Annotated in this window: 14 protein-coding genes; all 14 read left to right on the top strand. The window is 36.8% G+C overall.

Annotation, left to right across the window (positions count from 1 at the left end; all coding sequences use genetic code 11):
• Positions 1–86 precede the first annotated feature (86 nt).
• Positions 87–1922 carry a translation elongation factor 4 gene (gene lepA, locus JG537_RS00735; RefSeq protein WP_074481532.1) on the top strand — a complete coding sequence of 612 codons (1836 nt, stop codon included), beginning with the start codon at positions 87–89 and terminating at the stop codon, positions 1920–1922.
• Between the two features lie 150 nt (positions 1923–2072).
• Positions 2073–3356, top strand: coding sequence for a 3-phosphoshikimate 1-carboxyvinyltransferase (gene aroA / locus JG537_RS00730; RefSeq protein WP_074481533.1), 1284 nt, complete (start codon positions 2073–2075; stop codon positions 3354–3356).
• Positions 3349–3825, top strand: coding sequence for a shikimate kinase (locus JG537_RS00725; RefSeq protein WP_132868843.1), 477 nt, complete (start codon positions 3349–3351; stop codon positions 3823–3825). Before aroA ends, JG537_RS00725 begins: the two co-directional genes overlap by 8 nt.
• Positions 3822–4646, top strand: coding sequence for a prephenate dehydratase (pheA, locus tag JG537_RS00720; RefSeq protein WP_132868842.1), 825 nt, complete (start codon positions 3822–3824; stop codon positions 4644–4646). Before JG537_RS00725 ends, pheA begins: the two co-directional genes overlap by 4 nt.
• 99 nt (positions 4647–4745) lie before the next feature.
• On the top strand, positions 4746–6227 hold the full coding sequence (locus JG537_RS00715; protein WP_132868841.1) for an LCP family protein: 1482 nt from the start codon (positions 4746–4748) through the stop codon (positions 6225–6227).
• Between the two features lie 110 nt (positions 6228–6337).
• Positions 6338–7708, top strand: coding sequence for a 23S rRNA (uracil(1939)-C(5))-methyltransferase RlmD (gene rlmD / locus JG537_RS00710; protein WP_199542429.1), 1371 nt, complete (start codon positions 6338–6340; stop codon positions 7706–7708).
• A gap of 249 nt (positions 7709–7957) precedes the next feature.
• On the top strand, positions 7958–8467 hold the full coding sequence (locus JG537_RS00705; protein ID WP_199542427.1) for a CDP-alcohol phosphatidyltransferase family protein: 510 nt from the start codon (positions 7958–7960) through the stop codon (positions 8465–8467).
• Positions 8468–8469: 2 nt separating this feature from the next.
• Entirely contained in the window at positions 8470–9240 is a 771-nt protein-coding gene (locus tag JG537_RS00700; protein WP_199542416.1) for an alpha/beta fold hydrolase, read from the top strand.
• 1 nt (position 9241) lies between these two features.
• Positions 9242–9559, top strand: coding sequence for a TfoX/Sxy family protein (locus JG537_RS00695; protein WP_199542414.1), 318 nt, complete (start codon positions 9242–9244; stop codon positions 9557–9559).
• 257 nt (positions 9560–9816) lie between these two features.
• Positions 9817–10500 carry a response regulator transcription factor gene (locus tag JG537_RS00690; RefSeq protein WP_199542412.1) on the top strand — a complete coding sequence of 228 codons (684 nt, stop codon included), beginning with the start codon at positions 9817–9819 and terminating at the stop codon, positions 10498–10500.
• Positions 10493–11833, top strand: coding sequence for a sensor histidine kinase (locus JG537_RS00685; RefSeq protein WP_199542410.1), 1341 nt, complete (start codon positions 10493–10495; stop codon positions 11831–11833). Before JG537_RS00690 ends, JG537_RS00685 begins: the two co-directional genes overlap by 8 nt.
• Positions 11834–11919: 86 nt before the next feature.
• On the top strand, positions 11920–12612 hold the full coding sequence (locus JG537_RS00680) for an ABC transporter ATP-binding protein (protein ID WP_132868833.1): 693 nt from the start codon (positions 11920–11922) through the stop codon (positions 12610–12612).
• Position 12613: 1 nt separating this feature from the next.
• Positions 12614–13348 (top strand): lantibiotic immunity ABC transporter MutE/EpiE family permease subunit, encoded by a 735-nt coding sequence (locus tag JG537_RS00675; RefSeq protein WP_199542408.1) that lies wholly within the window; start codon positions 12614–12616, stop codon positions 13346–13348.
• Complete coding sequence (locus tag JG537_RS00670) at positions 13326–13970, top strand: ABC-2 family transporter permease (RefSeq protein WP_199542406.1); 645 nt, start codon at positions 13326–13328, stop codon at positions 13968–13970. Before JG537_RS00675 ends, JG537_RS00670 begins: the two co-directional genes overlap by 23 nt.
• The last annotated feature ends 36 nt before the right edge of the window (positions 13971–14006 follow it).

Here is a 14006-nt window from a genome sequence, read left to right as displayed (position 1 = left end):
TCGCTTGTTACAAACTTTTTATAGCACCCAAGGTGTTTATTTGATATAATAGGAATAGTGATTAATTGTATAGGATTATAGGATAGATGGATATTCAAGAATTAAAAAAACGACAAGAAAAGATTCGCAATTTCTCTATTATTGCGCATATTGACCACGGAAAGTCAACTTTGGCTGACCGTATTTTGGAAAAGACTGAAACAGTTTCTAGTCGTGAAATGCAAGCTCAACTCTTGGATAGCATGGATTTGGAGCGTGAACGTGGTATCACAATCAAATTGAATGCGATTGAGTTGAATTACACAGCTAAAGACGGTGAAACTTACATTTTCCACTTGATTGACACACCGGGGCACGTTGACTTTTCATATGAAGTGTCACGTTCTCTAGCAGCCTGCGAAGGGGCTATTTTGGTTGTCGATGCGGCACAAGGTATCGAAGCTCAAACTCTTGCTAACGTGTATTTGGCACTTGATAATGATTTGGAAATCTTGCCAGTTATTAATAAGATTGACTTGCCAGCTGCTGACCCTGAACGTGTGCGTCAAGAAATCGAAGATGTTATCGGACTTGATGCGTCAGAAGCAGTACTTGCCTCAGCAAAAGCTGGTATCGGGATTGAAGAAATCCTCGAACAAATCGTTGAGTACGTGCCAGCGCCAGCAGGAGATGTTGAAGCACCACTTCAAGCACTTATCTTTGACTCTGTTTACGATGCTTATCGTGGAGTTATTTTGCAAGTGCGAATCGTCAATGGTATGGTAAAACCTGGTGATACCATTCAATTGATGTCAAATGGTAAAACATTTGATGTTACTGAAGTTGGTATCTTCACACCAAAAGCAGTTGGACGTGATTTCTTAGCAACAGGTGATGTTGGTTATATCGCGGCGTCAATCAAGACAGTTGCTGATACACGTGTAGGTGATACGGTTACTCTTGCGGATAACCCAGCAGAAGCACCACTTCACGGTTACAAACAAATGAACCCAATGGTGTTTGCTGGTCTTTACCCAATCGAATCAAATAAATACAATGACCTTCGTGAAGCACTTGAAAAACTTCAATTGAACGATGCTAGTCTTCAATTCGAACCAGAAACGTCACAAGCTCTTGGTTTTGGTTTCCGTTGTGGTTTCTTGGGACTTCTTCACATGGACGTTATCCAAGAACGTTTGGAACGTGAGTTTAACATTGACTTGATTATGACAGCACCATCTGTTGTTTACCATGTCAATACGACTGATGGCGAAATGCTAGAAGTGTCAAATCCATCTGAGTTCCCAGACCCAACTAAGGTGGCAAGTATCGAAGAACCATATGTTAAAGCACAAATCATGGTTCCGCAAGAATTTGTTGGAGCGGTTATGGAACTTGCGCAACGCAAACGTGGTGATTTTGTGACAATGGATTACATCGATGAAAATCGTGTTAATGTCATTTACCAAATTCCACTAGCTGAAATCGTTTTTGATTTCTTTGATAAATTGAAATCATCAACACGTGGTTATGCAAGCTTTGATTACGAAATCTCAGAATACCGCAAATCTAAATTGGTTAAGATGGATATTCTCCTTAACGGTGATAAGGTCGATGCGCTTAGCTTCATCGTTCACAATGAATTTGCCTATGAACGTGGTAAAATGATTGTTGAAAAATTGAAGAAAATCATTCCTCGTCAACAATTCGAAGTGCCAATTCAAGCGGCTATCGGTCAAAAAATTGTTGCTCGATCTGACATCAAAGCTCTTCGTAAAAACGTTTTGGCGAAATGTTATGGTGGTGACGTTTCTCGTAAACGTAAATTGCTTGAAAAACAAAAAGCTGGTAAGAAACGTATGAAAGCTATCGGTTCTGTTGAAGTGCCACAAGAAGCCTTCTTGTCAGTTCTTTCAATGGATGACGAAAGCAGCAAAAAATAAAACATAAACAGCTGAAAGAATTTCTTTCAGTTGTTTTTCTTGTAAATTTTGTACAGAAAACATCATAAAAAGAGAATTGTTAGAGAGTTGTGCAAATTTTCAGTATTTTTATGGTACAATAGAATTAAAACTAAACCGTGGGAGAGTTGTATGAAATTATTGACAAATGTGTCACAATTACAAGGAACGTTACGTGTTCCTGGAGATAAATCAATCAGTCACCGTTCAATCATGTTCGGAAGTCTTGCTAAGGGGAAAACGACTGTTCGCGATATTTTACGTGGCGAAGATGTTTTGTCAACCATGCAAGTTTTTCGTGATTTAGGGGTTGATATTCAAGATGATGGAGACCTTGTAACCATTACAGGTGTTGGTTTTGATGGTCTTAAAGCCCCTCAAAATAAACTTGATATGGGAAATTCAGGAACATCAATTCGTTTGATTTCTGGTGTTTTGGCTGGACAAGATTTTACGGTTGAGATGTTTGGAGATGACAGTTTGTCAAAACGTCCAATGGATCGTGTGACAATTCCACTTCGTCAAATGGGTGTAGAAGTTTCTGGTCAGACAGACCGTGATTTGCCACCACTTACCATGCATGGAAGTAAAAATCTAAAGCCTATTCATTACCAACTTCCTGTGGCATCAGCTCAAGTGAAATCTGCTTTGATTTTTGCTGCTTTGCAAGCAGATGGGGAATCAGTCATTATCGAAAAAGAAAAGACGCGTAATCACACAGAAGATATGATTGTTCAATTTGGCGGTGCAATTGATGTGAATGGCAAAGAAATTCGCATCAAAGGTGGTCAAGAATTTACTGGTCAAGATGTGGTTGTACCGGGAGATATTTCATCAGCAGCCTTTTGGTTAGTTGCAGGGCTTATTGTTCCAAATGCTAAAGTAACACTTGAAAACGTTGGTATCAATGAAACTCGTACAGGTATTCTTGATGTCATTGAAGCAATGGGTGGTAAAATGACAATTTCAGATGTTGATGAAGTTGCCAAATCAGCAACGATTACCGTTGAAACTTCAGAGCTTTCTGGTACTGAAATCGGTGGTGAAATCATTCCACGTTTGATTGATGAATTGCCAATTATTGCTCTTCTTGCTACACAAGCTAATGGCACAACAGTCATTCGTGATGCTGAAGAATTGAAAGTCAAAGAAACAGACCGTATCCAAGTTGTAGCCGATGCTTTGAATGCCATGGGTGCTGACATTACACCGACTGACGATGGCATGATTATCAAAGGAAAAACACCACTTCATGGTGCTAAAATCAATACCTTTGGTGACCACCGAATCGGAATGATGACAGCTATTGCTGCGCTTTTGGTATCAGATGGTGACGTTGAATTAGAACGAGCAGAAGCAATCAATACAAGTTACCCAAGCTTCTTTAGTGATTTGGAGGTCTTGTCACATGGCTAGAATTATTATTGGATTTATGGGATCTGGAAAATCAACCATTTCATCACTTTTAGATAAAGATTATATTGATATGGATGCTTTGATTACAGAGCGTATTGGCATGTCAATTGCGGATTTTTTTGAAAAAGAAGGCGAAGCAAAATTCCGTGAGATTGAATCACAGGTCTTAGCTGAACTGGCAAATTCTGACCATGTTATCTCAACTGGTGGTGGTGTGGTTATCAACCCAATTAACCGAGATATTTTGGCAAAAAATCCTGAAACGATTTACTTGAAAGCTGATTTTGACACGCTTTATGATCGTATTAAAAATGATACAAAGAATGTCCGTCCTTTATTTGTTAATAATAGTAAAGAAGATTTCAAAGCTATCTTTGATGGACGTCAAGAGATGTATGAGGCTGCAGCCAATCGTATTATCGAAGTTGCTGGAAAAACACCGGAAGAAATTATTGAGGAAATTGGATGAAAGTTGGCTATTTAGGACCGAATGGTTCTTTTACGCACAATGTTGCTGTTAAGGCATTCCCAGAAGCTGAACGAGTGCCTTTTGCAAATATCACTGAAGTAATCAAGTCTTACGAAGAAGGAATGGTGGATTATGCCATTATTCCAGTTGAAAATTCGATTGAAGGGTCAGTTCACGAAACTCTGGACTACCTTTTTCATCAAGCTAAAATTGAAGCGGTTGCGGAAATGATTCAACCCATTAAGCAACAACTTTTAGCGACTTCGAAAGATAAGAAAATCGAAAAGATTTTCTCACATCCGCAGGCTATTGCTCAAGGGAAAAAATACATCAAAGCGCATTATCCGAATGCACAAATAGAGATGACAGCAAGCACGGCTTACGCTGCACGTTTTATTGCTGAAAATCCCGATGAGCCTTTTGCAGCAATTGCACCAGTTGCAGCAGCAAAAGAGTATGATTTGGAAATTATTGCTAAAGATATCCAAGAAATGGATGAGAATTTCACGCGTTTTTGGGTATTGGGGCGCAAGAAGTGTTCATTTGATTTGACTAAGTGTCAACAAAAAATCTCATTAGCTTTAACGCTCCCAGATAATCTTCCAGGTGCGCTTTATAAAGGTTTAGCGGTCTTTGCTTGGCGTGGGATTAATTTGACTAAAATTGAAAGTCGTCCCTTAAAAACTGCGCTTGGAGAGTATTTTTTCATCGTTGATATTGACAATACCAATGAAGCGCTTGTCTCTTTTGCCTTAGAAGAATTGCGCCAACTTGGCATTGGTTATAAAATGCTTGGAAAATACGACGTTTACAAGTTATAATTTCTTTCCTGATGTCTTTTTTAGTATAATGATAGTATAGTCGTTTCGTTAAACTTGTACTGACTTTAGTATAGATTGATTGAAAGAGTGGTATGAGATATGGCAGAAAATAAATTAAGTCGGCATGAAGAATTAAGATATGAATACCTTTTGGGAAATTTAGAGTACCTAAATCCGCAACAAAAGGAAGAGTTTGGTTATCTCTATCAAAAAAAGCAGATGAGTATGCAAGAGATGTCATCTGGATACTCTTCGTCTGTCAATAAAGAGCCTCATTATGAACGCTATGATGATTATGGCGATTATTATGATTATTATGATTACTACGATGACGACTATGATGATGATTATGACGCTTATGTGACTTATGATGAGTACGATGATTACGATACATCTGACAATCAATTAACGTCACAAGGTTTACCAAAATATCCTCAAACCAAGAAGTCACATCGTTCAAAACGAAAGAAAAAAGAAAAAAATCCCGCTTCTTCCTATTTGGACTATTACGAAGGGATTGCACACGATGAACCCAAAGCTCCAAAGGCAAAGAAGCCTAAAAAGAAGCATCACAAAAAACGCTTTAAACATTTTCTACAATTTTGTAGCTTATTAGTCATTTTGATTATGGCTGGTATGGTTTATATGTTCTATCGTGGTGTCGATGAGGTATCAAGTGGTGAAACGAATTATTCTGCTGCAGTAGTAGAACCTTTTAACGGTCAAGATAGTCATGACGGGACTAATATTCTGATTCTTGGTAGTGATAAGCGGATTTCGCAGGGCTCATCTGATGCTAGAACAGATACCATCATGGTGATGAATATTGGTAACAAAGAAGGTAAAGTTAAACTAGTTAGCTTTATGCGTGACACCTTGGTTAATATTAACGGTGTTAGCTATAATGATTACGCAAACGACCAAAAGCTTAATGTTGCTTTCAATATTGGTGAACAAGATGATCGTCAAGGTGCAGAACTTATGCGTAAAACCTTGAAAAATAATTTTGACATTGATATTAAGTATTATGTCATGGTTGACTTTGAAACCTTTGCAGAAGCTATCGATACACTATTTCCAAAGGGTGTTGAAATAGATGCCAAATTCGGTACTGTTGATGGACAAGAAGTTTCTTCTGTTGAAGTTCCAGATGATTTGAACATGCAAGCTGATGGAACAGTGCCAAATCAAACGATTGAAGTTGGCAATCAAAGGATGGATGGACGTACCTTGCTTAACTATGCTCGATTCCGTAAAGATGATGACGGTGACTATGGACGCACTCAACGTCAACAACAAGTGATTTCTGCTATCGTCAACCAGATCAAAGATCCTTCAAAACTCTTTACAGGATCTGCAGCCATCGGAAAAATCTATGCCCTTACCTCAACAAATGTGTCTTACTCATTTCTTCTTAAAGAAGGTTTGGGTGTGATTACTAGTGGTCAAAAAGGTATTGAGCAAAAGACGGTCCCAGCGGAAGGAGACTGGACTGATGATTATGACATGTACGGCGGACTCGGTATCGCAATTGATTTTAATAAATACCAAGAAGAGTTGAAGGAGCTTGGGCTACGTTAATAATATGATATAATAGAGAGGCAGTTATGCTTCTCTTTTTTTGAGAAAAGTAACCGAACGAGAATTGATTAAATAGAAGCTTGAATTTACAGGCTTGTTGAAAGGAAAATATGTTAGAAAAAAATAGCATTGTTGAGGTTGAAATCACAGATTTATCACATGAAGGAGCTGGTGTTGCAAAGGTTGATGGCTTTGTTTTCTTTGTTGAAAATGCTCTTCCAGGTGAAAAAATCAAGATGCGTGTCTTGAAAGTGAAGAAAAATATAGGATTCGGTAAGGTTGAGGAATACTTGACGATTTCAGAGCACCGCAATCAAGATTTGAATGTGGATTATTTGCGTACAGGAATCGCTGATTTTGGGCACCTTGCCTATGCTGAGCAGCTAAAATTTAAACGCAAACAAGTAGCTGATAACCTTTATAAGACAGCTGGTATTTCAGATGTTGAAGTAGCTGAAACTCTAGGTATGGAACATCCATATGCTTATCGTAACAAGGCTCAAGTGTCAGTTCGTCGTGTAAATGGTCAACTAGAAACTGGTTTTTTCCGCAAACATTCACATGACTTGATGCCAATTTCTGATTTTTACATTCAAAATAAAGAAATTGACCGTTTAATCAATTTCACACGTGATTTGCTTCGTCGTTTTGACCTTAAACCATACGATGAAAAAGAACAAACTGGTTTGATTCGTAACTTGGTCGTTCGTCGTGGACACTATTCTGGTGAAATGATGCTTGTCTTTGTCACAACACGTCCGAAAATTTTCCGCATCGAGCAAATCATCGAAAAAATCGTTGCTGAATTCCCAGCCGTAAAATCAATCGTCCAAAATATCAACGATAAAAATACCAATGCGATTTTTGGTAATGACTTTAGAACACTTTATGGAAAAGATACGATTGTTGATAGTATGCTTGGCAATCAATATGAAATTTCAGCGCGTTCATTCTACCAAGTGAACACTGAAATGGCTGAAAAACTTTACCAAACTGCTATTGATTTCTCAGATTTGACACCAAATGATATTGTTATTGATGCTTATTCTGGTATCGGAACAATTGGTCTTTCATTTGCTAAAAATGTGAAGGCAGTTTACGGTGTTGAAGTGATTGAAGATGCTGTTGAAGATGCTAAACGAAATGCTGCGCTAAACGGTATTACCAATGCACACTATGTGGCTGACTCAGCAGAACATGCTATGGCAACATGGAGCAAAGATGGTATCAAACCAAGTGTGATTCTGGTTGACCCACCTCGTAAAGGGTTGACAGAAAACTTCATCAAAGCAAGTGTAGCGATGCAGCCAGAAAAAGTTACTTACATCTCATGTAACCCAGCAACTATGGCGCGTGACATCAAACTCTACCAAGAACTCGGCTACAAACTCCAAAAAGTACAGCCGGTGGATTTGTTCCCGAATACGCACCACATTGAGGCAGTATCACTGCTTGTACGAGCTGCTGAAACAGCGAAGTAGAAGTGGATGTTCTGCCCATGCGATATAGGATAATCCTTGTTGCTTTAGCAACTTAGGAGTATGCTACGCACAGTTACTCCAAGAAAGCGAGGTTACGAAGCTTGATTGGTTAGTAACCACTGCGCCTGTCGTAGAATGAGGACTTAGCGACGAAATGAAACGGTAACGGCGAACCGCTGAATGTGTAAGCTTACTAGTTAAAAACGCAGAATAAGAATTTAGCTTATTTTTCTAAAAGGAGGCCAAGGTATGGCAAATGCGATAACATGTATTCGAATAATTTGTAGCATCGTGTTATTGTTTTGTCCTGCTTTTTCGGTCTCTTTTTATGTGCTTTATATCTTAGCTGGGATTACAGATGTTCTTGATGGTATGGTGGCTAGACGACTTGAGTATGTCAGTGAATTTGGTTCAAGACTTGATACAATTGCTGATTTTATCTTTTGTCTAGTATGTTTTATCAAATTAATTCCAGTATTAAAATTTGCAAATTGGATGCTTATCTGGATTTTTGTGATAGCCATCATCAAGCTAATTAATCTTATTTCTGCTTATGTTGTGCAGAAGAAGTTTGTGGCTATTCATTCAAATCTCAATAAATTAACGGGGCTTTTGTTGTTTTTCTTGCCAATATCGTTAAAGGTAATTGACCTGAGTTACAGTATGCTGGTGATTGGGATTGTGGCAACTTTAGCTGCTATTCAAGAAGGCCACCTGATTAGAACAGGAAATAGTGAATCGTCTAATAAAAGGAGGTAGGCATGAAGTTTGTTGAAGTTGGTCAAGAAAATCAAGACGTTATCGTGTTACTTCATGGTGGCGGTTTGTCCTGGTGGCAGTATCAATCTCAGATGGAGCTGCTATGTAAAAATTATCATGTGGTTGTGCCGATTCTCGATGGGCATGCTGGAAGTGATAGAGATTTTACAAGTATTGAAGAAAATGCTGCTAGCTTGATTGATTTCATCAATCTTGAGTATGGCGGTTCGATTTTGCTAATTGCTGGTCTGTCGCTTGGCGGTCAGATTCTTTTAGAAATGCTTGCTAAGCAACCGACTATTTGTAAACAGGCGATTATTGAGAGTGCTGCTATCATTCCAGATAAATTGACAGCAAGTGTGGTTGCTCCGCTATTTTCAGCCACTTATGGCTTGATCAAACAAAAGTGGTTTGCAAAGTTGCAGTTTCACTATCTTGGCATGAGAGATGATTTATTCGAGCACTATTATGAGGACACAGTGAAACTTTCTAAGCAAAATTTGATTGCTTTTACAAAAGCAAGTAGCTTGTATCAAGTAAAAGATAATTTGAGAAATTGCTCTGCCTCTGTGAGAATTATTGTTGGAGATAAAGAGCCAAAAAGAGTAATCCGCTCAGCAAATCAGCTAAATCACCTTTTACCAGACAGTCGCTTGGAAATCAAAGTTGGTCTGGCTCACGGTCAGTATTCTATTAATTATCCAGAATTATATGTCAAAGAACTTCTGGAGGGAATTCAAAGAAGTGAATGTAAGCATACAAGGAGTGAATGATATGGCTTCAAGCAAAGAGTATTTAACAGTTATTTTAAATCAATTGTCTGAGACAAAAGAGGTCTCTTGGCGAGCGATGATGGGCGAGTATATTATATATTGTCAAGGCAAGGTCATTGGTGGTATTTATGATAATCGTTTCCTCGTTAAACCAACAAAATCAGCGCTAGATATGCTACCAGAGGCTAAGATGGCATTACCTTATGAAGGTGCCAAGAAGATGCTTCTGGTTGATAAGCTTGATGATAAAGCATTTTTGGCACAATTATTGCAGGCAATAGCTGAGGAATTACCTGCCCCTAAGAAAAAAAGAAACTAACCATTTAAAGGTTGGTTTTTCTTTTCAAAATTGAAAATAAGTTAAGAGTTAGTATATCTATTAATTGAATGATATACTTATTACAGCAATTGTTGATAAAATATGAATTGAGAAATTTTTGTATTTCAAGATTTCAAGTTTTCAGAAGGAAACTTGTTCTGAACTTTTTCTGAAATGTTGTTGCTATCCTTTTAAAGTCTTGATTATAGCGAAGAAGCAACTGATGGTCAATTTTGGGTGAATGTATAGGAGATAGGATGTATAAAATTTTAGTTGTAGATGATGATTTTGAAATTTTAAAGTTAATGCGTACGATTTTGGAGATGAAAAATTATGATGTCACAACTTATCAAGGAATAACTTTACCGCTGAATAGCATGGATTTTCAAGGATATGATTTGATTTTGCTTGATGTCATGATGCCTGATATTGATGGTTTGCAAGTTTGTAAACAAATCCGCGATAAAGTGAGTGCGCCAATTATTTTTGTTAGTGCAAAAGACGAAGAAGATGATATCGTTACTGGATTAAATCTTGGTGGTGACGATTACATTACAAAACCATTTAGTGTTAAACAGTTGGTTGCGAAAGTTGCTGCGCATTTGAAACGCGAAGAACGTTTTAGAAAAGCTGAATCAGATGGGAAAGTTGTTCGAGAATTGCTACCGATTACTTTTTATTTACAAGAAAAAACGGTATGTGTTAATGGCAAGGTTGTTCCATTGACAAGTAGAGAATACGATTTGTTAGAACTACTGTCAGCTAATCGCAATAAAGTTTTCACGCGAGAAGATATTTACAGCCATATTTATGATGAAGAAGCTGATGCTTTATTTCGTTCGGTATCAGAGTATGTCTATCAGATAAGAGTGAAATTCTCGTCTTATGGCATCAATCCGATTAAGACTGTGAGAGGAATGGGATATAAGTGGTATGACTAGACATTACTCAATCAAAAGAAGGGTGTTGCGGAGCATTTCTGAAATATTACTGGGAACCGTGATTAATGTCTTAGTGTTATTTTTCCTCACTTATCTTTTAGTGATAACAGGGCAGTTGAATAGCTATGGCTCAGAGTTTAAGGTTAAGATAAAAGATAATGCTTCAGCTAAGATGATTGCAAAGCAGTTAAATCAAACGACTTTTGACTATGTTGTATTTGAAAAATCTTCTGGAAAAATCAGTACCAGTAGGTATCAAAGTGAGGATTATAAGCATTATAAAGATGCTTTTGATCATGGAAGAACTGAAGAAGTTGGGACAATTCGTTATGCAAAGTTCAGTAATTCAAAATACGTGCTCATTCTCAGATGCCCAACCTTGCCTGAATTTGTCAATCCTAGATTAAGACAGATTTCATTTAACAGTTTTTCATACCTCTTTTTCTTGATATTAGAGCTCGCTTTGATTATCTGGTCAATTTCAAGGCTTTTACAAGAATTTACTAAGAATTTTCGATTGATTCAAGAGATTTCTTTGAACATGGGAAAACCTGAGATGACTGTCAAACATTCTCAGACGGAAATGATAGAGTTTAACGATATTTTATCGATGCTTTATCAAAAAGACGCTGAACTAGTTACCCTGTTGGAGGCAGAGCGAAAAGCAAAAAAAGATTTATCTTTTCAAGTGGCAGCCTTAGCTCATGATATCAAAACACCTTTGACAGTTTTAAAAGGAAATTTGGAGTTGCTTGATATGACAGAATTGACGAATCAACAATCAGACTTTCTCAATTCAGCTGATAACAGTATCAAAGTTTTTGAAAAATATTTTAATGATATGATTCAGTATTCTCGCTTACTAGTGGAAGAAAAGGACTATCAAGAAGAGATTTCTTTGCCAGAATTTTTAGAAGAACTCGTTACAGAAGCAAGGGCAATTATGGATACACATGAGGTTGAGTTTAATGTGATTAAGCGCGTTAACTTGGAATTTTTCAAAGGAAACCAACTTAATTTAAGCCGAGCTCTGATTAACATTTTGTCAAATGCTGCGAGATATAGTTCTGGTCATAAAAAAGTAACACTTTCAGTGATTGAGGAAGAAGAGTTTCTAGTTTTTCATATATGGAATAATGGACCTGCTTTTACAAAAGAAGCTTTGGAAAGCGCAGATAATCTTTTTTACACTGAAAATAAAGGAAGAAATAGCAAACATTATGGTATAGGTTTATCATTTGCTCAGGTAGTTGCTAAAAATCACCACGGAAAGCTTGTTTTACAAAATCCTCCCACAGGTGGAGCAGTAGTCAGTTTATCTATCAAGAAATAGCATCTTTTAGGTGCTATTTTTCTTTTTTTCTGAACAAACGCTGAAATTCCTTCGATATAGTTAATAGGTAAAAAGGAGGAAGACTTATGGTTGTGCAGGTTAAAAATTTGAAAAAGTCTTTTAAAGATAAAGAGATATTAAAAGGTGTTTCATTTGATATTGAAAAAGGTAATGTCTGTGGTTTGCTTGGCGTTAATGGTGCCGGTAAGTCAACCATTATGAAAATTATTTTTGGCTTGGAAGAAGCTGATAGCGGTGCTGTTGTTTTTAATGGTGAGCAAATTAGTGAAAAATCTAGTGCAGATTTTAATATTGGTGCTCTTATCGAATCACCAGCAATTTATATGAATTTGTCAGCTTTTGATAATTTAAAAACACGCGCACTCTTATATGACATTTCAGATGAGAGAATCAATGAAGTGCTAAAGTTGATTGGATTATCTCATACAGGTAAGAAAAAAGCAGGACATTTTTCATTAGGGATGAAACAACGCTTGGGCTTAGGAATGGCGATGATAACTAATCCTGACTTATTGATTTTGGATGAGCCAACAAATGGTTTAGATCCAGATGGTATTAAAGAATTGTTAGATTTAATAACGAATTTAAAAAAATCTGGTATGACCATTCTTTTATCAAGTCATCAACTCCACGAAGTTAGTAAAGTTGCAGACCATATTGTTATTTTACATAATGGTGAAATCTTCTATGATGAAGATAATACTCATGATGATGATTTAGAAAGATTATTCTTTGAAATCGTTCACGGAGGTGCTTAGGATGAAAAAAATATTGAAGTCAGAATGGTTGAAACAAAAGTCGAGCTCAGATAAGAAATTATTATTCTTTGTCCCATTTTTAACGATTTTTATCGCAGTATTGCTTTCAGGTTATAGCCTTTTAGAGAGCTTTTCAGTGTACTGGTGGGAATCAATCTTTTTGTACACTTTAATTGGTTTGTTATTTCTCTATGACTATAAAGCCGAAGAAAAAGCAGGTCACTTTCAAAATATTCATCTAGGAAAAGAGACTTTTAACATTTATCTAGCTAAGATGCTATTAAAGGTGAAAGATATTTTTGTAGCAACAGTAATCTTTACGGTGATATTCTATCTTGTATCACTGTTGTTTTCAGGAGTAATGTCTGTAGATATGAGTAGAGATTTCCTTTGTTTGCTTTTGATTATGTTAGCCTCTATTTGGAATTTACCTTTCTTATATTTTTTATCACGATGGTTGAGTCCCTATCTTTTATTGGCAGTAAATGCTTTGGTCTGCCTGCTGGTAGCGCCATTTTTAGCCCAGACATCTTTTTGGTATATTTTTCCTTATACTTATCACTATAAAATTGCTTATGGCATGATGCAGTTAAAACCATCGGGAGATTTAGACGTTGCTGGTGTAATGGATATTCAACTGATTATTACAGCACTGATACTATCTCTTTTGATGTGCTTGCTGTGCGTATTTTTACTGAAATGGAGGCTGAATAATGATGAATTATCTAAAAAGTGAGTTGGTAAAATGGAAAAATTCCTATGCTTTTTACTTGATTCTAATCTTGTCATTCTTGCAATTAGTCACCATTCTGCCTTATGTCTTGATTGTTAATAATCCGACTATCTTACAAAACATTGTTTTCTTATACATGTTAGGTTATTGTATCGTGATGAGTATCGTATCAATTTTGTTACATGAGCAAGAGATGGATGCTAATCATTTTCAAAACATCAGAAGTGAAAAGCATAAACTGAGAATTTGGTCAATGAAGCTTTTGGCGACTGATGTGATACTGCTTATTCCTACAGTTATACTTTGGCTGGGAGTAGGAGCTGAGGTCAATGAACTCACTCATTTTCTTTACATTGGACTTGTTGTTTGGCTATTGTTGATAATGTTGAACCATTTTCACATGTTTTTGAGCCTTTTTATAGGAAAAGGGGGGAATTTACTCCTATCCTTTGTAGAATGTTTATTTATTATCTTTGCGACAAATAAAGCTTTTCTTAACGTTCTCTGGATGCCAATTGCACTTCCTGTTAACCTGATTTTTACTTATTCAGCGACAAGTTTGCTAGCCTTAGTGGCTAATATCATTCTATTTTACCTTGTAAACTTGGTAATGTTAGTAGGATGAAGTTTACTCTGTAGAAGGAAAATCAGAACAGGCAGC

Origin of the sequence: Streptococcus vicugnae (genome assembly GCF_016461705.1) — a bacterium.
GTDB lineage: Bacteria > Bacillota > Bacilli > Lactobacillales > Streptococcaceae > Streptococcus > Streptococcus vicugnae.
The sequence above is the reverse complement of the archived record's forward strand: the minus strand, read 5'-3'. Positions and strand labels throughout refer to the sequence as shown.